19 protein-coding genes and 1 riboswitch are annotated in these 24,591 nt (G+C 65.8%); of the genes, 9 read left to right on the top strand and 10 right to left on the bottom strand.

Annotation, left to right across the window (positions count from 1 at the left end; translation table 11 throughout):
- Positions 1 to 2: 2 nt before the first annotated feature.
- Positions 3 to 1,211, bottom strand: coding sequence for an FAD-dependent oxidoreductase (locus CupriaWKF_RS01110; protein WP_276099218.1), 1,209 nt, complete (start codon positions 1,209 to 1,211; stop codon positions 3 to 5).
- 130 nt (positions 1,212 to 1,341) lie between these two features.
- On the bottom strand, positions 1,342 to 3,222 hold the full coding sequence (gene thiC, locus CupriaWKF_RS01105; protein ID WP_276099217.1) for a phosphomethylpyrimidine synthase ThiC: 1,881 nt from the start codon (positions 3,220 to 3,222) through the stop codon (positions 1,342 to 1,344).
- A gap of 98 nt (positions 3,223 to 3,320) precedes the next feature.
- Positions 3,321 to 3,423: riboswitch (TPP riboswitch) on the bottom strand.
- A 199-nt stretch (positions 3,424 to 3,622) separates the two neighbouring features.
- Here thiC and CupriaWKF_RS01100 point away from each other — a divergent pair.
- Complete coding sequence (locus CupriaWKF_RS01100) at positions 3,623 to 5,284, top strand: acyl-CoA dehydrogenase family protein (RefSeq protein WP_276099216.1); 1,662 nt, start codon at positions 3,623 to 3,625, stop codon at positions 5,282 to 5,284.
- A 15-nt stretch (positions 5,285 to 5,299) separates the two neighbouring features.
- Here CupriaWKF_RS01100 and CupriaWKF_RS01095 read toward each other — a convergent pair whose 3' ends face one another.
- The 3 genes from CupriaWKF_RS01095 to metK all read right to left on the bottom strand — a co-directional run bounded on the left by CupriaWKF_RS01095 (position 5,300) and on the right by metK (position 9,397).
- Complete coding sequence (locus CupriaWKF_RS01095; protein ID WP_276099215.1) at positions 5,300 to 6,979, bottom strand: GMC family oxidoreductase N-terminal domain-containing protein; 1,680 nt, start codon at positions 6,977 to 6,979, stop codon at positions 5,300 to 5,302.
- A gap of 151 nt (positions 6,980 to 7,130) precedes the next feature.
- Positions 7,131 to 8,042, bottom strand: a complete 912-nt coding sequence (locus CupriaWKF_RS01090; RefSeq protein ID WP_276099214.1) for a Kdo hydroxylase family protein — start codon at positions 8,040 to 8,042, stop codon at positions 7,131 to 7,133.
- 191 nt (positions 8,043 to 8,233) lie between these two features.
- Positions 8,234 to 9,397: a methionine adenosyltransferase gene (gene metK / locus CupriaWKF_RS01085; protein ID WP_276099213.1), complete on the bottom strand. Its 1,164-nt coding sequence runs from the start codon at positions 9,395 to 9,397 to the stop codon at positions 8,234 to 8,236.
- A gap of 286 nt (positions 9,398 to 9,683) precedes the next feature.
- Between metK and CupriaWKF_RS01080 the strand changes: the two genes are divergently transcribed.
- From CupriaWKF_RS01080 to CupriaWKF_RS01065, 4 genes are all read left to right on the top strand, one after another.
- Complete coding sequence (locus CupriaWKF_RS01080; RefSeq protein WP_276099212.1) at positions 9,684 to 10,571, top strand: lysophospholipid acyltransferase family protein; 888 nt, start codon at positions 9,684 to 9,686, stop codon at positions 10,569 to 10,571.
- Positions 10,568 to 11,461 carry a lipid A biosynthesis lauroyl acyltransferase gene (locus tag CupriaWKF_RS01075; RefSeq protein ID WP_276099211.1) on the top strand — a complete coding sequence of 298 codons (894 nt, stop codon included), beginning with the start codon at positions 10,568 to 10,570 and terminating at the stop codon, positions 11,459 to 11,461. The genes CupriaWKF_RS01080 and CupriaWKF_RS01075 overlap by 4 nt, the downstream gene beginning before the upstream one ends.
- 43 nt (positions 11,462 to 11,504) lie before the next feature.
- Positions 11,505 to 12,371, top strand: a complete 867-nt coding sequence (gene dapF / locus CupriaWKF_RS01070; protein ID WP_276099210.1) for a diaminopimelate epimerase — start codon at positions 11,505 to 11,507, stop codon at positions 12,369 to 12,371.
- 104 nt (positions 12,372 to 12,475) lie between these two features.
- Positions 12,476 to 13,285 (top strand): polyphosphate kinase 2 family protein, encoded by an 810-nt coding sequence (locus CupriaWKF_RS01065; RefSeq protein WP_276099209.1) that lies wholly within the window; start codon positions 12,476 to 12,478, stop codon positions 13,283 to 13,285.
- Between the two features lie 30 nt (positions 13,286 to 13,315).
- Here CupriaWKF_RS01065 and CupriaWKF_RS01060 read toward each other — a convergent pair whose 3' ends face one another.
- Both CupriaWKF_RS01060 and pyrE read right to left on the bottom strand, forming a co-directional pair.
- Positions 13,316 to 14,605 carry a patatin-like phospholipase family protein gene (locus tag CupriaWKF_RS01060; RefSeq protein ID WP_276099208.1) on the bottom strand — a complete coding sequence of 430 codons (1,290 nt, stop codon included), beginning with the start codon at positions 14,603 to 14,605 and terminating at the stop codon, positions 13,316 to 13,318.
- 57 nt (positions 14,606 to 14,662) lie between these two features.
- Positions 14,663 to 15,364: an orotate phosphoribosyltransferase gene (gene pyrE, locus CupriaWKF_RS01055; RefSeq protein WP_276099207.1), complete on the bottom strand. Its 702-nt coding sequence runs from the start codon at positions 15,362 to 15,364 to the stop codon at positions 14,663 to 14,665.
- A 30-nt stretch (positions 15,365 to 15,394) separates the two neighbouring features.
- On the opposite strand from pyrE, the gene CupriaWKF_RS01050 reads away from it, so the two are divergent.
- The 3 genes from CupriaWKF_RS01050 to argC all read left to right on the top strand — a co-directional run bounded on the left by CupriaWKF_RS01050 (position 15,395) and on the right by argC (position 20,270).
- The gene (locus tag CupriaWKF_RS01050; RefSeq protein WP_276099206.1) at positions 15,395 to 16,171 is read left to right on the top strand and encodes an exodeoxyribonuclease III; all 777 of its coding nucleotides are present in this window, start codon (positions 15,395 to 15,397) and stop codon (positions 16,169 to 16,171) included.
- Positions 16,172 to 17,470: 1,299 nt separating this feature from the next.
- The gene (gene ltrA / locus CupriaWKF_RS01045) at positions 17,471 to 19,171 is read left to right on the top strand and encodes a group II intron reverse transcriptase/maturase (RefSeq protein WP_276099205.1); all 1,701 of its coding nucleotides are present in this window, start codon (positions 17,471 to 17,473) and stop codon (positions 19,169 to 19,171) included.
- Positions 19,172 to 19,322: 151 nt separating this feature from the next.
- Positions 19,323 to 20,270 carry an N-acetyl-gamma-glutamyl-phosphate reductase gene (gene argC / locus CupriaWKF_RS01040; RefSeq protein ID WP_276099204.1) on the top strand — a complete coding sequence of 316 codons (948 nt, stop codon included), beginning with the start codon at positions 19,323 to 19,325 and terminating at the stop codon, positions 20,268 to 20,270.
- Between the two features lie 63 nt (positions 20,271 to 20,333).
- Here the strand turns inward: argC and CupriaWKF_RS01035 are convergent, their stop codons facing one another.
- The gene (locus CupriaWKF_RS01035; protein WP_276099203.1) at positions 20,334 to 21,299 is read right to left on the bottom strand and encodes a M48 family metallopeptidase; all 966 of its coding nucleotides are present in this window, start codon (positions 21,297 to 21,299) and stop codon (positions 20,334 to 20,336) included.
- A gap of 121 nt (positions 21,300 to 21,420) precedes the next feature.
- Here CupriaWKF_RS01035 and CupriaWKF_RS01030 point away from each other — a divergent pair, with 121 nt between their 5' ends.
- Positions 21,421 to 22,680 (top strand): muropeptide transporter, encoded by a 1,260-nt coding sequence (locus tag CupriaWKF_RS01030; RefSeq protein ID WP_276100876.1) that lies wholly within the window; start codon positions 21,421 to 21,423, stop codon positions 22,678 to 22,680.
- 13 nt (positions 22,681 to 22,693) lie between these two features.
- Here the strand turns inward: CupriaWKF_RS01030 and CupriaWKF_RS01025 are convergent, their stop codons facing one another.
- On the bottom strand, positions 22,694 to 23,545 hold the full coding sequence (locus tag CupriaWKF_RS01025; protein ID WP_276099202.1) for a thioesterase family protein: 852 nt from the start codon (positions 23,543 to 23,545) through the stop codon (positions 22,694 to 22,696).
- Between the two features lie 73 nt (positions 23,546 to 23,618).
- Entirely contained in the window at positions 23,619 to 24,506 is an 888-nt protein-coding gene (locus tag CupriaWKF_RS01020) for a DMT family transporter (protein WP_276099201.1), read from the bottom strand.
- Positions 24,507 to 24,591: the final 85 nt, after the last annotated feature.

Below are 24,591 nucleotides of genomic sequence, written 5' to 3'. Positions count from 1 at the left end.
CATCAGTGCAGCAGGCCGGTGTGGCCCACCGGGGCCTCGGCGAGCGCGGGTGTCTCCGTCACGGCCTCGATCATGCCGGGCCAGCGCAGGGCGGCTGGCACCGCATGCGCGGCCGGGTCATCATTGAGCAGCGCAGTCACCACGGCGCACGCCGCTTCCGTGACTGCAGGCGCGATCAGGAAGCCGTGCCGGTACAGGCCGTTCACGCGCACCACGCGCGCCTGCTGGTCCACGCGGATCGCAGGCAGGTGGTCGGGGCGCGTGGGCCGGCGCTGCACATTCAGTTCAAGCACGCGCGCCTCGCCGAACGCCGGGTGCAGCGAGTGCGCCGCCGACAGCAGCTCCAGCGCGGAACGCACGCTCACCGGCGAATCGTCCTCGCTTTCCAGCTCGGTGGCGCCGATCACGTACAGGTCGTTGGGCTTGGGCGCGATATAGATCGGATAGCGCGGATGCAGCATGCGCACCGGGCGGTGCAGCTTCACGTCGGGCGCATGCACGCGCACGACTTCGCCACGCAGCCCGCGCAGGCCCGGCATGGCGCCGTGTCCGTCCCTGCCCGGCTCGGCCGGCCAGGCGGCGCGCGCGCCCAGGCCGCGGCAATCGAGCACCACGCGCGCGCGGATGCCGAGCGACGGCAGGCAGGCGGCGTCGATCTCGCCCGCTTCCCAGACGCAATGCACGCCTTCGCTGACCGCGCACGACAGCAGCGCGCGCAGTGCACCGCGGTTGTCGAGCTGGCCTTCGCCGGCGAGCAACAGACCCTGCGGGAAGCGTCCCGCCAGCGCCGGCTCGACCTCGCCGACGCCCTTGCCGTCGAGCGCGCGCATGCGCTGTGCCACCAGTTCCGGCGGCGACACCGCCCGCACGCGGCTGGTGAACAGCGACACCTCGGCACGGTCGCGCGCATGCCAGACCACCAGCGTGCCGTCCTCCTGGAAGAACACCGGCTCGGGCAGCTGCGCGAGCCATGCGCGCCACAGGTCGACGCTGGCGATGCCGAGATCGACGATGCGGCGCTCGGCAATGGCCGACTCCGCCAGCGGCGCCAGCATGGCGGCGGCCACGTGCGCGGCGGAGCCGGAACCGTCCGGGCTGCCGCGCTCGACCAGCGCCACGCGCGCGCCCTGGCGCACGAGCTGCCACGCGGCCAGGCGCCCGGCCAGGCCGGCGCCAAGGATGGCGACATCAAAGGACTGCACTGCTGTCATGGGTTGCGTGCCGGCGGACGGCGCATCGGGCGCGCCGCCTCCGGCCTCCTGTTATCCGTTGCCCGCGCGCGGGGCGCTGCGCGACAGGCGAAGAAACGCGGGCATGGCTGCGAACCATGCCCGTACTGCCTTACGAGTAGATCTTGCTGCCCTTCTTGAGGAACTCGATCGACTTTTCTTCCATGCCCTTCTGCATGTCCGGCGACAGCGAGGCCGCGTAGTCGCGCACTTCCTGCGTGATCTTCATCGAGCAGAACTTCGGCCCGCACATCGAGCAGAAGTGGGCGATCTTGGCACCTTCGGCCGGCAGTGTGGCGTCGTGGTACGAACGCGCACGCTCCGGGTCCAGGCCCAGGTTGAACTGGTCTTCCCAGCGGAACTCGAAGCGCGCCTTGGACAGCGCGTTGTCGCGCAGCTGCGCGCCAGGCCAGCCCTTGGCGAGGTCAGCGGCGTGGGCGGCGATCTTGTAGGTGATGATGCCCTCGCGCACGTCTTCCTTGTCCGGCAGGCCGAGGTGCTCCTTCGGCGTGACGTAGCACAGCATGGCGGTGCCCATCCAGCCGATGTTGGCCGCGCCGATGCCGCTGGTGATGTGGTCGTAGCCCGGGGCGATGTCGGTCACGAGCGGTCCGAGCGTGTAGAACGGCGCTTCGTAGCAGTGCTTGAGCTCTTCATCCATATTGGCCTGGATGCGCTGCAGCGGCACGTGGCCCGGGCCTTCGATCATCACCTGCACGTCATGCTTCCACGCCTTCGCGGTCAGCTCGCCGAGCGTGCGCAGCTCGCCGAACTGGGCGTCGTCGTTCGAGTCGGCGATGCAGCCCGGACGCAGGCCGTCGCCGAGGCTGAACGACACGTCGTACGCCTTCATGATTTCGCAGATCTCGTCGAAGTGCGTGTACAGGAAGTTTTCCTTGTGGTGAGCCAGGCACCACTTGGCCATGATCGAGCCGCCACGCGAGACGATGCCCGTGACGCGGTCCGCCGTCAGCGGCACGTAGCGCAGCAGCACGCCAGCGTGGATCGTGAAGTAGTCCACGCCCTGCTCGGCCTGCTCGATCAGCGTGTCGCGGAACATCTCCCAGGTCAGGTCCTCGGCGATGCCGCCGGTCTTGTCGAGCGCCTGGTAGATCGGTACCGTGCCGATGGGCACCGGCGAGTTGCGCAGGATCCATTCACGCGTTTCGTGGATGTGCTTGCCGGTCGACAGGTCCATGATGGTGTCGGCGCCCCAGCGGATCGACCACACCATCTTCTCCACTTCCTCGGCCAGCGACGAGGTCACCGCCGAGTTGCCCAGGTTGCCGTTGATCTTGACGCGGAAATTGCGCCCGATCGCCATCGGCTCCAGTTCGGTATGGTTGATGTTGGCGGGAATGATGGCGCGGCCCGAGGCAATTTCCTGGCGCACGAATTCCGGCGTGATGTCTTCCGGACGCAGCGGCAGGCCCGCGCCCAGCGCGTTGCCCGGATGCTGGCGCAGCAGCGCCTTGTATTCGGGCTTGTCGTACAGCGCCTGCAGGTTCAGCGATTCGCGCAGCGCCACATATTCCATTTCCGGCGTGATGATGCCCTTGCGCGCATAGTGCATCTGCGACACGTTGGCGCCGGCCTTGGCGCGGCGCGGGTTGGTCAGCTGGGCAAAGCGCAGGTGCGCGGTGGCCGGGTCGTTGGCACGGTCGCGGCCGTATTCCGACGACAGGCCGGGCAGCACTTCGGTATCGCCGCGCTCGTCGATCCACTTTGCGCGCAGTGCCGGCAGGCCGGCCTTCAGGTCGATGTGCACGTCCGGGTCGCTGTACGGGCCCGAGGTGTCGTACACCGGGATCGGCGGGTTGGGCATCTCGCCCTTCTCGGTGCGCGTGGAGGTCTGCAGGATCGTTCGCAGCGGTACGCGGATATCCGGACGGCTGCCGGTCAGGTAGGTCTTGCTGGAAGCCGGGTAGGCAAATTTCTGGTCGAGGTCGCTCTCGAGCGATTCGAAGGAAGCTGCGGGGGCAGTACGGGCCATGGGTGTCGTCCTCTCTCTTGCGGGGTGGACGAAACCAGGAGCCCTGTGAGCGCCGCCGGGGCCTGGGGCCTGGGGCGAGTCCCGGAGGGACAAGAGACTTGGTCTTGCTAGAAACTTCCCACGCCGGTACTAACCGGATCGGGTTCGAAGGGACTCTCTCAGCTCGCACGGCCCATCCGTACGGCACCCCTGTTTCATCCAACGGGGTGAATTTAAGCACAAGCCCCCGGCCGGCGCCAGTGCCAGATCCCGGTCATTGGTGGTGCCACAGCTGTGCGCAGGAGTATCGAATCTCCCATGCTGCACTGCAAGAATCGTCGACAGGGGCACGACGGCGCACTCTGCGGGCCCGCTGCGTGCTCTACCATGCAATCAAAGGCAAGCCGAACCAGGAGACATCATGACCGACGCCGCCACGCACCGCGTCTTCAACCAGGTGCCGGACCTCGCGCACTACAACCTCTTTGGCTGCGATCCGATCGTCGGTGACGCGCTGGAGCGACGAGGCGGCGGCTGGCACGCCGCCGCGCTGAGCGGCTATGGCGCGCGCCTGGGCGAGCCCGAAGTGCTGGCCTGGGGCGCCGATGCCAACCGGTATGCGCCCGAACTGCACGCATACAGCCGCACCGGCGAGCGCATCGACCAGGTCACGTTTCACCCGAGCTGGCACGCGCTGCTGTCGCTGCTGCGCAGCCAGCAGTTGCAGGCGCTGCCGTTCGCCGAGCCGCGCGCGGGCGCGTGGATGGCGCGTACCGCGGGCTACTTTCTGCAGGCGCAGGTCGAGTCGGGATCACTGTGCCCGACCACCATGACCTTCGCGAGCATTCCCGTGCTGCGCAAGGAAACCGCCCTGTTCGCCGAACTGGAGCCGCGCCTGTATGCGAAGGAACATGATGCGCGCGACCTGCCCTGGCGCGACAAGACCGCGATCATGATCGGCATGGGCATGACCGAGAAGCAAGGCGGCTCCGATGTGCGCGCCAATACCACGGTGGCCCGCCCCGTGGGCGCAGAGGGCCGTGGCGCCGAATACCTGCTGACCGGCCACAAATGGTTCTTCTCCGCGCCGATGTGCGACGCGCACCTCGTGGTCGCGCGCATGGGCGCCGCGGATGGACCGCTGTCGTGCTTCTTCGTGCCGCGCTTTCGCGACGATGGCAGCAAGAACCCGATCCTGATCCAGCGCCTGAAGGACAAGCTCGGCAACCGCTCCAACAGCAGCAGCGAAGTCGAGTTCCGCGAGGCCAGCGGCATCCTGATCGGCGAGGAAGGCCGCGGCATCCCGACCATCATCGAGATGGCGACGAGCACGCGGCTCGACTGCGTGATCGGCAGCGCCGCGATCCTGCGTGCCGCCTATGTGCAGGCCCTGCACCATACGCGCCACCGCAGCGCCTTTGGCCGCCTGCTTGCCGACCAGCCGTTGATGCGCAACGTACTGGCCGACCTGGCGCTCGAAAGCGAAGCCGCCACGCTGCTGATGATGGAACTGGCCCATGCCTTCGAACACGCGGACGACGACCCGCTCGCCGCGGCATGGAAACGCGTGGTGACGCCAGCTGCCAAGTTCTGGATCTGCAAGCGGGCGATTGAAGCCACCGGCGAGGCCATGGAAGTCTGGGGCGGCAACGGCTATGTCGAGGACGGCCCGATGGCACGCCTCTATCGCGAGGCACCGGTCAACTCGATCTGGGAAGGCTCGGGCAACATCATGTGCCTGGACGTGCTGCGCGCGATCCAGCGCACGCCCGATGACGCGGCGCTGCTGCTGCAGGACCTGTCGCGCCGCGCCACGGCACATCCCGCCGTACGCGCGGAACTGGCGTCGCTGCAGGCCATGCTGCGCGAGCCAGCGGAACAGCTCGAAGCCAGCGCGCGGCGCTTCGCGCAGGGACTGGTGCTGACCGCGCAGGCCGCGCTGATGCTGGCGCATGCCGACGCGGAGAACGCCGAGGCCTTCGTCGCGAGCCGGCTGGGCCGCCAGCACGGGCGCGTGTTCGGCACGCTCGACCTGGAAGCCGAGGCCCTCAAGCGGGTATTCGAACGCGGCTGGAGCGCCTGAGGGCGGTGCCGCGCCTCAGGCCTCCATGGTCTCCCGGATCCGCAGCAGCACGCGCGGCGCGTAGCGGATCAGGTCGTGCGCGCGCTCGCCGATCATGATGGCCGGCGCATTGGTATTGCCGCCGATCAGCGTCGGCATGATCGAGGCATCGACCACGCGCAGGCCCTCGACCCCGCGCACGCGCAGTTGCGGATCGACCACCGCGAGCGCATCCATGCCCATGCGGCACGTGCCCACCGGGTGGTAGATGGTGTCCGCGCGCTCGCGGATCATCTCGCGCACGGCCGCGTCGTCGCTGCCGTCGGCATGCAGGTGCGCGGAATACAGCTCGCGGCCGCCGAAGCAGGCAAGCTGCGGCTGGGCGAAGATGCCGCGCACGATCTTCACGCCGGCCACCATGTCGTCCAGGTCCCGTGGATCCGACAGATAGCCGGGGTCGATGCGCGGCGGGCGCCGCATATCGGGCGAGTCGAGCCGCACTTCGCCACGGCTGCGCGGGCGCAGCACGCATACATGGCACGAATAGCCATGGCCGAAGCGAAGCGTGCGCATATGGTCATCCGCCATGGCCACCACGAAATGGAGCTGCAGGTCGGGCTCGGCCAGCCCCGGGCGGCTGCGGATAAACGCGCCCGCCTCGGCAAAGTTCGAACTCATCATGCCCGCGCGCTCGCGCCGGTAGCGCAGCATCTCCGACAACAAGCGCATGGCGCCGCCCAGCGAAAGGCCGAACAACTCGGGCGCAGCCAGGCGCTTCTGCAGGATGATGTCGAGGTGGTCCTGCAGGTTGCCGCCCACGCCCGGCAAATCATGCACGACCGGTATGCCAAGCTCGCGCAGGTGCGCCGCCGGCCCGATGCCCGAAGCCATCAGCAGTTGTGGCGAGCCGAAGGTGCCGGCCGACAGGATCACGTCGCGGCGCGCGCGCAGCAGGTGCTGGCGGCCGTTGCGCACAGCCAGTACGCCTGCCGCATGCCTGCCTTCGAACACAATGCGCAGCACCTGCATGCCGGTCAGCACGTGCAGGCCGGCACGTCCGCCGTTACAGGCCTTGTCGCGTGCATTGCCGCCATGCAGGTAGGCACGCGCGGCGTTCCAGCGCTCGCCTTCGTGCTGCGTGACCTGGTACCAGCCGACACCTTCCTGCTCCTCGCCGTTGAAGTCGTCGTTGCGCGCATAGCCGGCCTGCTGCGCGGCGTCGATGAAATGCTGGCCAAATGGGTTGGGCGTGCGCAGGTCCGCCACATGGAGCGGGCCCGTGCCGCCATGCAACGGATCGTCGTCGCTGCCGGCCACGCGAGCATTGCACTCGGCACGGCGGAAGTACGGCAGCACATCATCCCAGGACCAGCCGTCGCAGCCCGCGGTGGCCCACGCGTCGTAGTCCGCCGGCCGGCCGCGCGTGTAGATCATGGCATTGATCGACGAGCTGCCGCCGAGCCCGCGCCCCCTCGGCTGGAAGCCGCGCCTGCCATTCAGGCCAGGCTGCGGCACGGTCTCGTAGGCGTAGTTGCGCGCGCCGACATGCGGCAGCATCAGCGCGGCACCCGCGGGTGTGCGCACCAGCACATGGTGGTCGTGATGGCCTGCCTCGATCAGCGCGATACTGTCGCTGCCGCTATCGGCCAGGCGCCCGGCCAGCGCACATCCGGCCGAACCCGCGCCGACAACGACATAGTCATACGTGGTTTCCATCTGTCTCCCCGCGACTCCGGAGACCGCGGCGGGGCGTGCGCCCTCTGCCCGCTCCCGGAGGATGGCAAGCCTGAAGACCAGTGTAGGCGCTGGCCCGGCGGGAAGTGAAGCCCGGCGGCCGCCGATGCGGCTGCGCGGAACGTCCGGACGGTCAGGAGACCAGCATCGGCCGGCCCAGCATGCGTGACAGCACTGCTTCCGGCGAATGGGTATGGTCGGAGATGGCCTTCGGGTCCAGGTAGATGGTCTGCTCCATCATCGAGCGGCCACGCATGGCCGCGTGCAACAGCTGGTCACTGAAGACAATCCACGTCGATCCCGGCGGAAACTGGAATTCCTGCTGCGGCACGTTGGCCTGATAGTCCAGGTCGGCCTTGGCAAGGTCGTGCAGCTGCAGCATGCGGTGGTCGTATTCCGAGCGCTTGCGCTTGGTGATGTGGAGCTGCTTCATCAGCCACGCCTGTCCCGGCCACATGCCATGGGTCTTCGGCACGAAACGCTGCGCAAAATCGGCGAACGGCTCGCCAACGCGCCAGACGCGCGGCGCGGCAGGGTCGATGTTGTGGAACACGCGCAACAGGCGCTGGCCCAGCAGCGGGTTCGACGGGAAGGAATCGACATGCAGGCGGGTGTCGTCCTTGCGCCAGCTCACCGGGCGGCCGGCAATCTCGCTCGGGCGCAGCGACGTGCCGGCGCGCGTCATGTACGGGCCGTATTCCGGGAACAGCGACAGCACCAGCTTTTCGCTGAATTCGGCATAGCGGCGGATCAGCCGGTACAGGTCGGCAAGATCCTGCGCAGTGCCCTGCGCGCCGCGCACGGCGGTGTCAGTGGCGCGCAGGTTGATGTTCTTGGACTTGCCATCCGAATAACGGTTGTCGAGGAAACGCTCCTCGCCCGGCTCGAAGCGGAAATGCAGGTCGGGGAAATAGAGCACCGCGCCTTGTTCGAGCTGGCGGCGCAGGTCCGCCCGCGTCGCGGCATCCACCGTGGGCGACCAGTCGGTGTATGGCTGCGGGCGGATCAGGTCGAGCTGGGCTGACGAAGTGGAAGCGGATGGCATGGGCGTTCTCGGTTTGCCGAATGCACGCATTTTACGCGCTGCTGGGGTGACGGCCGCCGCACAGGATAGGATGGCCCCGGGATTTGTTCTTGATGGATATCAAGGCACGCGCATCGCGGAGCGGAAGTAACACCCGCAAAAAACCCCGCGGGCCAGCGGCCGGCGGGGCTTCGTGCCGGAGCGGCAGCGACTTACAGGCCGGCGGCTGCGCGCAGGGCGGCGGCCTTGTCGGTCGCTTCCCACGAGAATTCCGGCTCTTCGCGGCCGAAGTGGCCGTAAGCCGCGGTCTTCTCGTAGATCGGGCGCAGCAAGTCCAGCATCTGCACAATGCCCTTCGGACGCAGGTCGAAGTGCTCCTGCACCAGCTCGGCGATCTTCGCGTCAGGAATCTTGCCGGTGCCTTCCGTGTAGACGGTCACGTTGATCGGGCGCGCCACGCCGATGGCGTAGCTCACCTGCACCTGGCACTGGCGCGCCAGGCCGGCGGCGACCACGTTCTTGGCCACGTAGCGGGCGGCGTAGGCGGCCGAGCGGTCGACCTTCGACGGATCCTTGCCCGAGAATGCGCCACCGCCGTGCGGCGAGGCGCCGCCGTAGGTATCGACGATGATCTTCCGGCCGGTCAGGCCGCAATCGCCCTGCGGGCCGCCGATCACGAAGCGGCCGGTCGGGTTGACCAGGTACTTGGTGTCCTTGAGCATCTCCGGCGGCAGCACCGGCTTGATGATTTCCTCGATCACGGCTTCGCGGATCTGGGCCTGGGTGATGTCGGGGGCATGCTGAGTCGACAGGACCACGGTGTCCACGCTGTGCGGACGGCCGTCGACATAGCGCACCGTGACCTGCGATTTGGCGTCCGGACGCAGCCAGGGCAGGCGGCCGTCGCGGCGCAGTTGCGACTGGCGCTCGACCAGGCGGTGCGAGTAATAGATCGGGAACGGCATCAGTTCCGGAGTCTCGTCGCAGGCGTAGCCGAACATGAGGCCCTGGTCGCCGGCACCCTGGTTCAGGTAATCGTCGGAGGCACGGTCCACGCCCTGGGCAATGTCGGGCGATTGCTTGTCATACGCGACCAGCACCGCGCAGCCCTTGTAGTCGATGCCGTAGTCGGTGTTGTCGTAACCGATGCGCTTGATGGTGTCGCGCGCGACCTGGATATAGTCGACGTTGGCCGTGGTGGTGATTTCCCCGGCCAGCACGACCAGCCCGGTGTTGCAGAGCGTCTCGGCAGCCACGCGCGCGTACTTGTCCTGCGCCAGGATGGCGTCGAGGACCGCGTCGGAAATCTGGTCTGCGACCTTGTCGGGATGGCCTTCGGATACAGATTCCGAAGTGAAAAGGAAGTCGTTTGCCACGAACTTGTTCTCCAGGTTGGCTATTGCGTGCCAGCCTGTCGGGTCATGGCGGCGACGCTTTAGCGGTATTTTGAGGCCGCTCGGTTAGAGCGGTATCGCCCCGCAAGTTGTCAGTTAACTCGGCGATACACGCTATTATACGCGCCTGCCGGCACAATGCAGCCGGTGGCCCCAAGGCCACCGTGCACCGGCGCACGCCGGTCCGATACAGGGTTACGGCAGAAACCGCCCGGATCCTGAGCCCTGCATACGAATACCTCAGGCCGCTTCACCAACGCCACAACCGATGACTTTCCTGTTCTGGCTGCTCTCCCGCTTGCCGCTGCGCGTGCTCCAGGCCATGGGCGGCGCGCTCGGCCTGCTGGCGGCCCGCCTGCCGGGCCGTTACGGGCGCCGCCTGCGGGAGAACTTCCTGCTGGCTTTTCCCGACGCCACCGAGTCAATGATTGCCGAAGCGGCCCGCTCGGGCGGCCGCATGATCCTGGAAATGCCGTACTTCTGGAGCCGCAAGCAAATCGGTGCCCGGCTGTATGGTTTCGATGACTACCTGTGGCCGGAACTGGAAAAGCTGCAGTCGCGCGGCCACGGCATCATCATCCTGACACCGCATCTCGGCTGTTTCGAAGTGCTGCCGCAATCGCACGCGCTGCTGCGCCCGGTCACGGCCCTGTTCAAGCCACCACACCAGCCCTGGCTGCGCGACTGGATCGAGCGCATGCGCACGCGTCCCAATATGGCCATGGCACCGGCTACGCCGCGCGGCGTGCGCATGCTGGTCAAGGCGCTCAAGCGCGGGCAGGCCGTCGGCATCCTGCCCGACCAGGTACCTAGCGGCGGCGAAGGCAACTGGGCGCCCTTCTTCGGCCAACCGGCCTATACGATGGCGCTGGTTCACCGGCTGCAGCAACTCACGAACGCCCCGGTGGTCGCCATCTTCGGCGAACGCCTGCCGCGCGGCGCCGGCTATCGCGGCCATCTGCGCGTCATCAACGATGGCGGCATGTTGCCGGAAGATCCCGCCGAAGCTGCCGCTGTCATCAACCGTACCGTGGAGGAACTGGTCGCCATCGCGCCGACGCAATACCTCTGGGGCTACAACCGCTACAAGACCCCGTCCGGCGTGCAGCATCCGACGCGGGACACGCTGGCGGCTACCGAAACCTCCCACTCATGAGCCGTATCTTTACGTGGCTCGGCATCGGCCTGCTGACCGTGCTGGGCAAGCTGCCTTATCCACTCGTTGCCCGTTTCGGCGAAGGGCTGGGCGGCCTGCTTTATCTGGTACCCAGCAGCCGGCGCCGGATCGTGCAGGCCAACCTGCGCGCCTGCTTCCCCGACAAGAGCGAAGCCGAGATCGACGCCCTGTCGCGCCAGTCGTTCCGCACCGTGTTCCGCAGCTTTGCCGAGCGCGGCATTTTCTGGACCGGCAGCGAAGCGCAGATGCGCCGCTGGGTGCAGATCGACGACCAGGCGGACCTGGTCGCCATGGACGGCACCCCGCATATCCTGGTCACGCTGCACCTGTCCGGCGTGGAAGCCGGCGCCATCCGCCTGACCATCCACCTGCGCGAACACGTGGGCCGTTCCGGTGCCTCGCTGTACACCGCGCAGAAGAACAAGCTGTTCGACGGCTTCCTCAAGCATGCACGCGGCCGCTTCGGCGCGAAGATGATCTCGCGTAACGACAGCGCGCGCGACATCCTGCGCTGCCTGAAGAAGGGCGAGGCGCTGCAGCTGATTGCCGACATGGATTTCGGCGAGCGCGATTCAGAATACGCGCCCTTCTTCGGCGTGCAGGCGCTGACACTGACTTCAGTCTCGCGCCTGGCGCGCATGACCGGGGCCAGGGTGGTGCCGATCTACACGGAGATGCTGCCCGACTACCAGGGCTATGTGCTGCGCATCCTGCCGGCCTGGGAAAACTACCCCGGCGACAGCGTGGCCGAGGATACGCGCCGCATGAACGCCTTCTTCGAGGACTGCATCCGTCCGCGCGTGGCCGAGTACTACTGGGTGCACAAGCGCTTCAAGAATCGCCCGCCCGGCGAACCACCGATCTACTGAACGCAGCCGGCAGGCCCGGCCTCGCGCGGCTACAATTCGCACCATGAAACTCCAGTTCACCAAGATGCACGGTGCCGGCAACGACTTCGTCGTGCTCGACGGCATCCACCAGAAGCTCGACCTGACCACCGAGCAGTGGCGCGCGCTCGCCAGCCGGCATTTCGGCGTGGGCGCCGACCAGATGCTGATCGTGGAAAAGCCCACGCGCGACGATGTGGATTTCCGCTATCGCATCTTCAATGCCGACGGCAGCGAGGTGGAGCACTGCGGCAACGGCGCACGCTGCTTCGTGCGCTTCGTCACCGACAAGGGCATGACCGACAAGCGTTCGGTGCGCGTCGAAGTCATGAACGGCGTGATCACGCTGACGCTGCAGGATGACGGCCAGGTCACCGTGGACATGGGCGCGCCCGAACTGGAACCGTCCCGCGTGCCATTCCGCCCCGAGGGCCTGCCGACTCGCACGCAAGCCGACGACACCCTCTACGGGCTTGAGGTCAACGGCCGCACTGCGTGGATTTCCCCCGTGTCGATGGGCAACCCGCACGCCGTGCAGGTGGTGGACGACGTCGAGAACTTCCCCGTGCTGCAGGACGGCCCGCTGATCGAACATCACGCGACCTTCCCGAACCGCGTCAACGCCGGGTTCCTGCAGGTGGTCGACCGTCATACCGCCCGCCTGCGCGTGTACGAGCGCGGCGCAGGCGAAACCCTTGCATGCGGCACTGGTGCCTGCGCGGCTGTCGTGGCCGGCATCCGCCGGGGCCTGCTCGATTCCCCGGTGAAGGTCCACACGCACGGCGGCGACCTGAGCATCGCCTGGGATGGTGGCGCGGCCCCCGTGCGCATGACCGGCCCGGCCACAACGGTGTTCGAAGGCACCATTGACCTGGCCGCCCTGCCGGCGTGACCATAGGGGCCTGTGCGCCCCGCTTCGCTTTATCGCTGCATCCATGCGGCGGGGCTCCCCAACAAACTGCCGGGCCCTGCCGCCGGCCAAACGATGGAGCACCCATGCCGCTGCACGACTTCCGCATCACTTCGGGCAAGCGCTTCAGCCTTGCCGGCTTCGACCCGGGCAGCAAGCCCTTCACGCAGGGCGACAAGGAAGTCGATCAGGCCCGCATCGCGCAGCTGAGCACGGAACTGGATCTCGAACAGGACATCTTCTACGCCGAACACCGGCGCAAGATCCTGGTGGTGCTGCAGGGCATGGACACCAGCGGCAAGGACGGCACCGTGCGTTCGGTGTTCCGCAGCTTTGATCCGCTTGGCATCCGCGTGGCCAGCTTCAAGGCCCCGACCCCGGAAGAACTCGCGCGCGACTACCTGTGGCGCGTGCACCTGCAGGTGCCCAGGGCAGGCGAGATCGTGCTGTTCAACCGCAGCCACTACGAAGACGTGCTGATCACGCGCGTGCATGGCTGGATCGATGACGACGAATGCGAGCGGCGTTACCGGCAGATCCGCGCGTTCGAGACGCTGCTGACCGAGACCGGCACCACCATCGTGAAATGCTTCCTGCACATCTCGAAAGACGAGCAGAAGGCGCGACTGGAAGCGCGCCTGGCCGATCCGCAGAAGCAGTGGAAATTCGATACGATCGACCTGGCCGAGCGCAAGCACTGGAAGGCCTACATGGACGCCTACGAGGCGGCCATCGCGGCCACCAGCACGCCGGAATGCCCGTGGTATATCGTGCCGGCGGACTCCAAGACCCACCGCAACCTGATGGTGGCCGAAATCCTGTCCGAGGTGTTCCGCCAGCTAAGGCCGGCCTATCCGCCACCGCAGGCCGACCTGGCCAAGGTCAGGATCGAGTAGCGCGATCGCGGCAGCGCTGCCGCCGCGTCATCACTCGCGGTCGCCGTTGCCGCGGTGCACGTCGTGGGTGGCGAACGGGTGTTCGCGGCTCGGCATTGCCAGCCAGTGCGGATGGCGCAGCGTTTCGCGGATATCGTCGAGTCCGCTGGACCAGTGCTCGTGCATGGCGAGCGAGCCGAACTGGTAGTCCTTGGCGCTGTTCTCGAACGACTTGTCGCGATAGATCAGCTGGATCACATTGCGGCGCGCATCGCATGCATGCTCGGCCGCGCGCCGGTACCAGGCGTCGTCACGCTTCGAAGGCGGCACCAGCGCCATCACTTCACTGAGCATGCGCCGGAAGTTCTGCTGCTCGCGCATATAGTCGGTGATCGTGCGCGTGCGGCTGGAGTACTGGATATCCTTCTGGCGCTCGGCCACGTCGCTGAGATCGTGCGGCAGCTTGCCGCGTGCGCTCCAGAGATCCACCTGGAAGATCAGCGCGTCGCGGCGCGGCTGGGCCGTCAGCACCTCGGCCAGCGGCGTGTTGGAGACCAGGCCGCCGTCCCAGTAGTACTCGCCGTTGATCTCCACCGCCGGGAAGCCCGGCGGCAGCGCGCCGGACGCCATGAAGTGCTCGGGGCGCAGGGTGTCGCGCGTATTGTCGAAATAGGCGAAGTTGCCGGTGCGGACATTGACGGCGCCCACCGACACCCGCATCTCCTTGGGCCGGTTGATCAGGTCGAAATCGGCAAAGCGCTCGAGCGTGGCCTTGAGCGGCGTGGTGTCGTAGTAGCTCGCGCGCGTCGGGTCGGAGTAGCGCGTGACCAGCTCCAGCCAGTTGCGCGGGAGGAAGAATCCGCGCTGGCCTTCAAACATTGCGCGCGCGGCGTGCAGGCCGTCAAACCAGACGCGCAGCGGCTCGGGCCAGGACTCCGCGTTTTCGAACATTGCCGAATGCGAAAGGCTTGGCAGCCAGGGCTGTGCGCAGATGTACTCCCAGAACGCGCGCAGTTGCTCCACGCGCCGCTCCGGCGGATTGCCGGCAATGATCGCCGCATTCAATGCACCGATGGAGATGCCCGCGACCCAGTTCGGGTAAATGCCGCCTTCCGCAAGCCCCTGGTAGACGCCCGCCTGATAGGCACCGAGCGCCCCGCCGCCCTGCAGCACCAGCGCGCGCACGGCGTAGGCCTCATGGGGCGGACGGCCCGGTTCGGGGCCTTTGGGCAGGTCTTCCTCAGGCCCGCACTGTTGTACCGGCGTCGCCTTGCGCGTCCGCGCGGGTGTTGCTCGCCGTTTCACGGCTTCCTGGGTTTCCTGCCGTTCCTTGCCCGCCACGCCATGCTCCTTGCCGAGTGAAGAGTCCTGCCGCGGCGCCCGGCGCCGCGATTTCCGTCAGACGCCGTAGCGCTGCCGGTAGGCAGCCACCGCCTCGCGCGAGGCCGACAGCGACGGATTGTTCGATGCGTCGAGGTAGGCCAGCAAGTCCTTCAGGCTGGCAATGGCGATCACGGGCACGCCGTATTCGCGCTGCACGTCCTGCACCGCCGAGTGCGTGCCGATCTGCTCGGCTGTCCCGCTCTTTTCCATGCGGTCCAGCGCAATCAGCACGGCGGCGGGTTCGGCACCCGCGGCGCGGATCAGCTGCATCGATTCGCGTACCGAGGTGCCCGCGGAGATCACGTCATCGATGATGACGACCTTGCCCTGGAGCTTCGCGCCGACCAGGGTGCCGCCCTCGCCATGGTCCTTGGCTTCCTTGCGGTTGTAGGCGAAGCCGACATCGCGGCCCAGGCCGGCCAGCGCCACCGCGGTGGCCGAGGCCAGCGTGATGCCCTTGTAGGCCGGCCCGAACAGCACGTCGAATTGCACGCCCGAGGCCAGCAGGGTTTTCGCATAGAATTGCGCCACCTGGCCCAGCATGGCGCCCTGGTTGAACAAGCCGGCATTGAAGAAGTACGGCGACTTGCGGCCCGCCTTGGTGACGAACTCGCCAAAGGACAGCACGCCGGCGTCCAGCGCGAAGCGGATGAAGGTCTGGCTGAGGTCCGGCTGGCCCGCTTGCTGCGTAGTCGAAGGCGTGGTCTGCTGCGTCATCTTTTCTCTCTGAATTCAAAAATTTCCCGCATGTTACGGATTATCAGCGCCAACCTCAACGGCATCCGCTCCGCGTCCAAGAAGGGCTTTTTCGAGTGGATGGGCAAGCAGGACGCGGACATGGTCTGTGTACAGGAACTCAAGGCACAGGCCGCCGACATGACTGAAGCGTTCCTGGCGCCACATGGTTACCACGGATATTTCCACTACGCCGAGAAGAAGGGCTACAGCGGTGTCGGCCTCTACACACGACACAAGCCCGAGCGCGTGGTCACCGGCTTCGGCAACCCTGAGTTCGACGGCGAGGGCCGCTACGTCGAAGTGCAGTACCCGCACCTTGCCGTAATCTCTGTCTATGTGCCATCCGGCTCGAGTTCTGAGGAGCGCCAGCAAGCGAAGTTCCGCTTCATGGAGGCTTTTCTGCCGCACTTGCTGCAGCTGAAGGCCAGCGGGCGCGAAATCGTGCTGTGCGGCGACGTGAACATCGCGCACAAGGAAATCGACATCAAGAACTGGAAGGGCAACCTGAAGAACTCGGGCTTCCTGCCGGAAGAACGGGCGTGGATCGGTGCGCTATTCGATACGCACGGCTATGTCGACGTATTCCGCCAGCTCGACCCGCGCCCCGAGCAATACACCTGGTGGAGCAACCGCGGGCAGGCCTATGCCAAGAACGTCGGGTGGCGTATCGATTACCACCTGGCGACCCCGAAAATTGCCACCACAGCGCATGTGTGCTCGATCTATAAAGATGAGAAGTTCAGCGATCACGCGCCGCTGTCTATTGATTACAACTATCCGCTCTGACAGCGGGCTTCAGGCCGCCCGGACTTCCGCCAGGAGTTCGGGGTGGCGGTCACCTGTTAGGTTAAATTTCACAAGTCGCGAAACACGCCAGATCGCAATAATCCAATCGGTACAAACCCCTGCGACTGGCCCCCAAGCCCGCTACAATGCAGGTTCGCGTGCGACACGCACTCTCGTGTCCGGGTAGCTCCAACGTAAGGAGCATCGACCTTGTTGGGACACGGAAAGGCTTCGGCCAGACCGTCCAATCCCAACCAATTTCTTGCTTAGACGAACCCAGCCGAACAGCCAGGGGAGTCCGATGTACTGTGGGAGCCGGATTATTGGCACTCCACGGCTTGCTTTCTGCTGGATCAACATCCAGCCATTGCCCAAGGGCGGGGACGCTCGCCTTTGGGCGAGTTCTCTGTAAACGCCTCTCTCCGGAGGACGCGGGCAGATGCGCAGCGGCTTTTTGTTGCGCAAACGCCACATAGCATTTAAACCGATCCGGATGGATTGGCGCTACGGTCTTGGGACGGAGGTCTGCACTCGCGAGGGAGCACCACCGTCAAGCGCCCGCCTACATGGGGGCACGGAAGTAAGAAGTGAGGTCCCGGAGCGTAAAGCTCTGCGCATTATGGTTCGACCGGAAACGCCCGAAAGGACGTTCTGGCAGGGAACCCGCTATGCGACTAGCGGTAGCCTAGGGAGACATGCGTCACTGGCAACGGTGGGGTGTGAAGCTCTCCTGACAATGTATCCCCCGCAAGGGTGCCTATGGACCGTGAGGACTATAGGTAGCAAACCGAAGCAGCATCGGTTGAGGAGCTAGGCTGGCTGGTATGGGTAACAGATGTGAACTGCTGATAAACACCGTGAGCATTGCAGTGCCAAAGCTGATGACAGGCACTAACCAAAAGGTGTGTGGTCGGATATCCCGTTGCGAACTCGGGATACGTCGTCATGAGACCACCGGTGAAGAGGTAGGCTCTAACCCAGTCGTGTAATGCGCAGGGAACGTGGTAAGCCCGTATGGCTGCCGGCGCGCAGTTTGGCTCCGGCAGGCGAACCGCAAGGAACGCTGTTGGCTGTGCGGGTATGGGAGGTTGGAGAAAGCGAATGCCGGGTTGTAATGATCCGGATAGGGGTTGAGACATCATCTCACGCGAAAGCGGGCAGACTTCCAACTGGTCAATCGTCGCAAGACGGCTGACTGATCTCGCTTGTTTAATTTTTCTTCCCTTGAGGGGCAACACGTCCCTCAAGGGGCGTGCTGCCTCTTGATGTTGGGGAAGATCCTCAAGATAGGAGAGCAGCATGGAAGCATTGATCCGCAAGGATGAATCTGCGCTCTCCGGCATGCCGCAGACCTGGGGCGCCATTGATTGGCGCCGCGTGGAGCGGAACGTCCGAGAGATGCAGATTCGAATTGCGAAGGCAACACAGGAAGGGGATTGGCGCAGGGTGAAAGCCTTGCAACGGTCCCTGACCCGCTCGTGGTCCGCCAAGGCATCGGCGGTGCGACGAGTGGCGATGAACCAAGGTGCGCGGACGGCAGGTGTAGATCGCGTAACGTGGGACTCTCCTGAAGCCCGGTGGGAAGCCATCGGGAGGTTGAAGCGTCGGGGGTACAGGCCACTGCCATTACGGAGGGTTTATATCCCGAAAGCCAATGGGAAGAAGCGCCCTCTGGGCATTCCGACCATGTTGGACCGAGCCATGCAAGCGCTGTATCTGCTGGCGGTGGAACCGGTGTCCGAAGGGACGAGCGATCCGAACTCCTATGGGTTCCGGATCAATCGCTCCACTGCGGATGCCATGTCCCAGTTGTTTGTCTCCCTATCTCAAAAGGCTTCGGCCCAATGGGTACTGGAGGCAGACATCAAAGGATGCTTTGACCATATCAGCCACGACTGGCTGGAGCGCAATGTCCCAACGGACAAAGCAATCCTTCGGAAGTGGCTGAAAGCTGGCGTGGTATTTCAGGGCCAGTTTCAGGCGACCGATGCTGGAACACCACAGGGAGGCATCATCTCCCCAACTCTGGCAAACGTGGCGCTGAATGGATTGGAACGGCAACTGATGGAGTTCCTACGAACGACATTAGGCGTCGCGAAGACGAAGAGGCACAAAATCAATGTTGTACGGTACGCGGACGACTTCGTGATCACCGGCGGTACGCCGGAGGTTCTAGAAAGCGAGGTGAAGCCGTGGATAGAACGGTTCCTAGCTATACGAGGACTGTCACTATCTGCGGAGAAAACGCGAATCACGCACATTGCCAAGGGCTTCGACTTCCTTGGGTGGAATTTCCGGAAGTACTCGGGAAAGCTGCTCATCAAGCCAAGCAAGAAGAACGTGCAGACGTTCTACCGCGCGGTGAAGGAGGTTATCAGCGTCAACAAAGGGGCAAGGCAGGACGATCTGATCGGCTTGCTGAACCCGATGCTAAGAGGCTGGGCGCAGTATCACAGCCCGGTGGTAGCAAAGGCGACGTTCACCAAATTGGAGCGACAGGTTTTTCAAGCTCTATGGCGGTGGGCAAAAAGGCGACATCGAGGAAAGAACGCCGAGTGGGTGCGAAAGAGGTACTTCGCCACCATCGGAGAACGGAACTGGGTGTTTGGAACCACGGCAGTGGACAAGAAGGGCGACTCTTTCTGGCTGGAACTGTATTCCGTCTCGGGTACACCAATCAGGAGGCATACGAAGGTCCGAGGGGGCTATCACCCCTTTGACCCAGCGCAGGAGTTGTACGGCGAGCGATTGCGACAGGAGCGTATGTTGGAAAACATGGCGCACCGGAAGCAGTGGAGCACGTTGTACGCATCCCAGCGGGGCTTGTGTGCGGTGTGTCAGTGCAAGATCACCAGAGAAACGGAGTGGGATGATCACCACATAGTGCCGCGCGTTCTTGGCGGCTCCAATGCTCTAGGGAATCGAGTGCTAGTCCACCCAGGTTGTCATGACCAAGTCCATCACCACGGCAAAACCGTTGTGAAGCCGGTATTTGATTAGTCACATACTTCGAAAGGCTTGAGCCGTATGCGAGGAAACTCGCACGTACGGTTCTTAGGGGGGAGCTAACCAGCAATGGTATGCTCCTACCCTACCCCTGCGCCCGGCAGGAGACGTTTCGCATTCCCGCATTTCAAAGAGCGAGTCCGCCATGGTTTTCAAAGTGTTCGTCGATGGTCAGGAAGGCACTACCGGTCTCCGGTTGCTTGACTATCTTTCCGGTCGTTCCGACGTGGACCTGCTGCGCATTGCTGATGACAAGCGCAAGGATCCGGCCGAGCGAGCACGCTTCCTGAATGCCGCCGACGTCGCCTTCCTGTGCCTGCCGGACGTGGCCTCGCGCGAGGCCGTGTCGCTGGTGACCAACCCGAATACCTGTGTGATCGACGCCAGCACGGCGTTCCGCACCACCGACAGCTGGGCCTACGGCCTGCCGGAACTGGTGCGAGGCCAGCGCGAGAAGATCCGCGCGAGCAAGCGCATCGCGGTGCCGGGCTGCCACGCCAGCGCCTTCGTGCTGGCGGTGCGCCCGCTGGTGGATGCCGGCGTGCTGCCGCGCGACTATCCGGTCTCGGCGTTCTCGCTGACCGGCTACAGCGGCGGCGGCAAGAAAATGATTGCCGACTTCGAGGCCGGCGGTAACCCGAAGCTGAACAGCCCGCGCCCGTACGCGCTCGGCCTGCAGCACAAGCACCTGCCCGAGATGCGCGTGCAGGGCGGCCTGGCAACCGAACCGATCTTCAACCCGATCGTCGGCAACTTCTTCAAGGGCCTCGCCGTGACGGTGCCGGTCTATGCCGACCGCCTGGCGCGCAAGGTCAGCCCCGAGCAGATCGTCGACATCTATCGCCAACACTATGAAGGCGAGCAGTTCGTGCGCGTGCTGCCGTACAACGGCGCCGACAACCTCGACGACGGTTTCCTCGACGTGCAGGCCAACAACGACACCAACCGTGTCGACCTGTTCGTGTTCGGCACGCCCGAGCGCCTGAACCTGGTCGCGCGCCTGGACAACCTGGGCAAGGGCGCGGCCGGCGCGGCGGTGCAATGCATGAACGTGCATGTGGGCGCCGACGAGGCGACCGGTCTGCAGGCCTGACCGCTCTTCCCGTTCCATCAAAAAAGCCGGCATTGCCGGCTTTTTTGCTGTCTGCGAAAGGGGTCAGCGTTTCAGCGGACGCTGGCGGTCGTCGTCGCCGGAATCGACCGGCGCATCGCCAAGGTTGGCCATGTTGGCACGATATGGCGGCAGGCGGTCCACGGTGGTGTTGATGGCCCGCGCGTAGAGCGGCAGTACCTCTGGCATGTGCTTCTCCAGGTCGGCAATGCGGCTGCGCCCGGATGGGTGCGTCGACAGGAATTCGGAGCCGGACTGCGTGACCTTGGCCATCTTCTGCCACAGCGTCACGGCAGCGCGCGGGTCATAGCCCGCCCGCGCCGCGATATCCATGCCGATCAGGTCGGCCTCGCTCTCGTCCGCGCGCGAGAAGCGCAGCGTCAGCAGTTGCGCGCCGGTGCCGAGCGCCATATTGCCGAGATTGCCGAAGCCGAACAGCTGCGAGACGACATTGGCGCCAAGGTTGGTGATTTCCGACTTGGCGGCACGCTCGCGCGCATGTTCCTGCAGCGCGTGCGCGATCTCGTGGCCCATGGCCATGGCGATCTCGTCGTCGGTCAGCTTGAGCTGGTCGAGCAGGCCGGTATAGAACGCGATCTTGCCGCCCGGCATGCAGAAGGCATTGACCTGCTTCGAGCCGATCAGGTTGATCTCCCACTGCCACTGGCGCGCGCGCTCGTTCCAGCGCGCGGTTTCCGGCAGCAATCGCTTGCCGATCGCGCGCAGGCGCTGCAGCTGCGGATTGCTGTCGCCGGCCAGCGCATGCTTGGCGATCGCCTCCTGCTTGATCTGCTCGTACTCCTGCGCGGCCTGCTGCTCGATCACCTCGACCGGCACGATCTTGCGCACCTCGGAGCCGCCGCGCCGCAAGCGAATGCCGTCCTCCTGTCCGTCCTGCTGGGCCAGCGCCAGCGGCGCAACCGTCATCGCCGTCATCGCCGCACCAACGGACAGCGCGCAGGCCATGCGGGACAGGACAGGGCGCAGAACACCTGGCGGGCGGCGGGACATGTTCGGTTCCTGGGGGGCAGTAGGGAAAGCCGGGAGCAGTCGGGCAAGGAGCGGGCAAACGGGTGATGCAATAATACACGGCGCCCACGCAGCCGCGCGGCGCCATCCGCCCATGCCATCCATGACTTTCCAGGACTACCTCGACATCTTCCGCAACCGCCGCATCGGCGCCATGCTGGCGCTGGGCTTCGCCTCCGGGCTGCCGCTGGCGCTCACGTCCGGCACGCTGCAGGCGTGGATGACGGTGGAAGGGCTCGACATCAAGACCATCGGCTTCTTCTCGCTGGTCGGCCAGGCCTATATCTTCAAGTTCCTGTGGGCACCGCTGATGGACCGCTACACGCCGCCGCTCCTGGGCCGGCGCAAGGGCTGGCTGCTGGTCACGCAGATCGGCCTGGTGCTCGGCATCGCCGCCATGGCGTTCCGCCCGCCGCGTGAAGCGCTCTGGACGCTGGCGGCCCTGGCCACGCTGGTGGCCTTCCTGTCCGCGTCGCAGGACATCGTGTTCGACGCCTACAGCACCGACGTGCTGCGCCCGGCCGAGCGCGGCGCCGGCGCCGCCGTCAAGGTGCTGGGCTACCGGCTGGCGATGCTGGTCTCCGGCGGGCTCGCGCTGTGGCTCGCGGACCGCGTGATGGGCTGGCCGCAGATGTACCTGCTGATGGCCGCCCTGATGGGCGTCGGCATCGTCACGCTGCTGTGGGCGCCCGAGCCCGACGTGCCGGCGCGCGCGCCGCGCTCGCTCGAAGAAGCCATCGTGGGCCCGCTGCGCGATTTCTTTTCACGCCCCGGCGCGTGGTCGCTGTTGCTGCTGATCGTGTTGTACAAGCTGGGGGATGCGTTTGCCGGCAGCCTGTCCACGACCTTCCTGATCCGCGGCGTCGGTTTTTCCGCCGGCGAAGTCGGCATCGTCAACAAGACGCTGGGGCTGGCCGCGACCATCGTCGGCGCGCTGTTCGGCGGTACGCTGATGGTGCGCCTGGGACTGTACCGCTCGCTGATGCTGTTCGGCGTGCTGCAGGCGGTGTCCAACCTGGGCTACTGGATCCTGGCCGTGACGCCGCCGCACCTGTGGTCGATGGGCGCGACCATCGCGATCGAGAACCTGTGCGGCGGCATGGGCACGGCGGCATTCGTGGCGCTGCTGATGACGCTGTGCAACCGCTCGTTCTCGGCCACGCAGTACGCGCTGCTGTCGGCGCTGGCTTCGGTGGGCCGCGTCTACGTCGGGCCGACCTCCGGCTACATGGTCGAAGCTTGGGGCTGGGCGCCCTTCTACCTCGGCACAGTGCTGGTGGCGCTGCCCGGCGTGCTGCTGCTCTGGGCCATGCGCCGCACCGTCCATCGCTACGAGGCCCAGGCGCGCGAAGCGATCGCCTGACCCCGGCCCTGACTTATTCCTTGTAGTACACGATCTGGTGCGACGTGGCGAGCAACTCGCCACCTGCGCTCCAGACCTGCGCGCTCTGGTCGAAGAAGCCCTGGCGGAATACCTGGGCCCGCGCGCTGCACAGCACGTGGCTGTCGCCGAGCGCGGCCAGCGTGGCCGCATCGGCATGGAAATAGGTGGTCAGCGACACCGTGCCCGCCGGCACGAAACCGGCGCGCTTGAGAAAGATGCGCGGATAGAAGCTGTCGCACCATGCGGCCACGGCGGCGAAGTCCGGCGTGCGGGCCGGCTCGTCGCGCAGCCAGAATTGCGTCAGGCTGTCAGGGTGTTCCGTGCCCGGCTCGGTGGTCGGCTTGGCGCCGCGGAACGGGCGCATGTCATAGGACTTGAGCCAGCGCACGGGCGCAAACCCGGCCATGGCCGGCACTTCATCGGCCGCAGGCGCTTCCGGCCGCACCGCCTCCGCGCACGACCACGTCTCGCGCCGCAGCGAGAACACCGCGGTGGCCGTGGTGGCCACCGCGTCGCCCTGGCGCAGTTCGATCTGCCAGTGCTGGGTCGAGCGGTTGGTACGCGTGGGGCGCGCCTCGATCTCGAACGGCCCTTCGGCGATCGGCCCCGCGAAGTTGACTGTCAGCGCGAGCGGATCGCCCAGGCGCTGCGGATGCTGCAGGGCCGCCTGCAGCAAGGTCGCCGCCGTGATGCCGCCGAACGGCCCGATCATGTTCCAGTAGGCCGGCGTGGTGCGGCCCAGGAAGCGATGCTCGCCGGCCGGCTCGAGTACGAGCGCGTCGTCAAAGGGATGCAGCAGCGTGGCGGCGGCAGCGGCGATAACAATCTGGGGCGCGGAAGTCATGGCAAATAGCACGGTCGTTCGATAGCTGCCTACATTAGCCGTAGTCAGGGTCCGCGTCAATGCCAATCCGCCGTCAGCCCCGGGCCCGGATCCGCAGCGGCACCGTCCAGCCAAGCTGGTTCGCGATCACGCCGAGCAGCACCAGGCCCATGCCGGCGAGCTGCAGCGGGCCCAGCACGACATGGAAGACCGTCACGTCGATAACAATGGCCACCAGCGGGTAGACGAACGACAGCGTCGCGATCGACACCACGTTCAGCCGCTGGAAGGCGCCATACAGCAGCGTGTACATGAACCCGGTATGTACCAGGCCAAGCGCCAGCAGCGCCCCCCATGCGCGCCCGTCGAAGCTGGCCACGGCCGGGTGCGCCAGCGGCGCCAGCATAAGCACGCCGATCACCATCTGCAATCCGGCGATCTGGCCGGGCGGGATACCCTGCAGCCGCCGCGTCGCCATGGTAGTGATGGCGTACAGCAGCGCCGCGAGCATGGCCAGCCCGATCCCGGCCAGCACGGATAGGCCCTGCGCACCGTGCTCCAGACCGGTAATCAGCATCACGCCCGCGAATGCCAGCAGCAGCCACGGTAGCCGGCCAAACGGAAACGGCTCGCGCTGGAATACGGCCGTCAGGATCAACAGGAAGAACGGCTGGGTGTGATAGACCACGGTGGCGATCGAGATCCCGCTGTAGGCATAGGCCGAGAACAGGCACAGCCAGTTGAGGATCAGCGTCACGCCGCCGAGCGCCAGCCAGCCCAGGCGCGTCTTGCCGAGCCGCACCCAGCCGCGCTGCAGCGTCAGCACGCCGAGCAGCGACGCGCCGCCGAACAGGCAGCGGAAGAACACCACGTCGATGGTTGGCTGGCCGCTGGTGACCACGAACCAGCCGATGGTGCCGGACAGCGCCATCGCGGCAACCATGCGCCAGGTACCGCCGGCGCCCGCTTGTTCAGATGTCATGAAATGCTCCGGTGGATCCGTGCCGGCATTGTTCCACCATGCCAGACAGTCAACAATCCATCCGGAACTCAATTAGTATTTGACT

Source organism: Cupriavidus sp. WKF15 (genome assembly GCF_029278605.1).
In the GTDB taxonomy this organism is placed as follows: domain Bacteria; phylum Pseudomonadota; class Gammaproteobacteria; order Burkholderiales; family Burkholderiaceae; genus Cupriavidus.
Note: the sequence above shows the minus strand (reverse complement) of the source record. Positions and strands in the feature narration are given on the sequence as shown.

Excerpts from the sequence above, each read along its gene's own strand:
- pyrE (WP_276099207.1), bottom strand. The coding sequence starts at position 15,364 with ATGACGCAGCAGACCACGCCTTCGACTACGCAGCAAGCGGGCCAGCCG.
- CupriaWKF_RS01100 (WP_276099216.1), top strand. The coding sequence starts at position 3,623 with ATGACCGACGCCGCCACGCACCGCGTCTTCAACCAGGTGCCGGACCTC.
- CupriaWKF_RS01065 (WP_276099209.1), top strand. The coding sequence starts at position 12,476 with ATGCCGCTGCACGACTTCCGCATCACTTCGGGCAAGCGCTTCAGCCTT.
- dapF (WP_276099210.1), top strand. The coding sequence starts at position 11,505 with ATGAAACTCCAGTTCACCAAGATGCACGGTGCCGGCAACGACTTCGTC.
- CupriaWKF_RS01110 (WP_276099218.1), bottom strand. The coding sequence starts at position 1,211 with ATGACAGCAGTGCAGTCCTTTGATGTCGCCATCCTTGGCGCCGGCCTG.
- CupriaWKF_RS01035 (WP_276099203.1), bottom strand. The coding sequence starts at position 21,299 with ATGTCCCGCCGCCCGCCAGGTGTTCTGCGCCCTGTCCTGTCCCGCATG.
- CupriaWKF_RS01025 (WP_276099202.1), bottom strand. The coding sequence starts at position 23,545 with ATGACTTCCGCGCCCCAGATTGTTATCGCCGCTGCCGCCGCCACGCTG.
- CupriaWKF_RS01020 (WP_276099201.1), bottom strand. The coding sequence starts at position 24,506 with ATGACATCTGAACAAGCGGGCGCCGGCGGTACCTGGCGCATGGTTGCC.
- CupriaWKF_RS01050 (WP_276099206.1), top strand. The coding sequence starts at position 15,395 with ATGTTACGGATTATCAGCGCCAACCTCAACGGCATCCGCTCCGCGTCC.
- CupriaWKF_RS01075 (WP_276099211.1), top strand. The coding sequence starts at position 10,568 with ATGAGCCGTATCTTTACGTGGCTCGGCATCGGCCTGCTGACCGTGCTG.
- CupriaWKF_RS01090 (WP_276099214.1), bottom strand. The coding sequence starts at position 8,042 with ATGCCATCCGCTTCCACTTCGTCAGCCCAGCTCGACCTGATCCGCCCG.
- argC (WP_276099204.1), top strand. The coding sequence starts at position 19,323 with ATGGTTTTCAAAGTGTTCGTCGATGGTCAGGAAGGCACTACCGGTCTC.
- CupriaWKF_RS01030 (WP_276100876.1), top strand. The coding sequence starts at position 21,421 with ATGACTTTCCAGGACTACCTCGACATCTTCCGCAACCGCCGCATCGGC.
- thiC (WP_276099217.1), bottom strand. The coding sequence starts at position 3,222 with ATGGCCCGTACTGCCCCCGCAGCTTCCTTCGAATCGCTCGAGAGCGAC.
- CupriaWKF_RS01095 (WP_276099215.1), bottom strand. The coding sequence starts at position 6,979 with ATGGAAACCACGTATGACTATGTCGTTGTCGGCGCGGGTTCGGCCGGA.
- ltrA (WP_276099205.1), top strand. The coding sequence starts at position 17,471 with ATGGAAGCATTGATCCGCAAGGATGAATCTGCGCTCTCCGGCATGCCG.
- CupriaWKF_RS01080 (WP_276099212.1), top strand. The coding sequence starts at position 9,684 with ATGACTTTCCTGTTCTGGCTGCTCTCCCGCTTGCCGCTGCGCGTGCTC.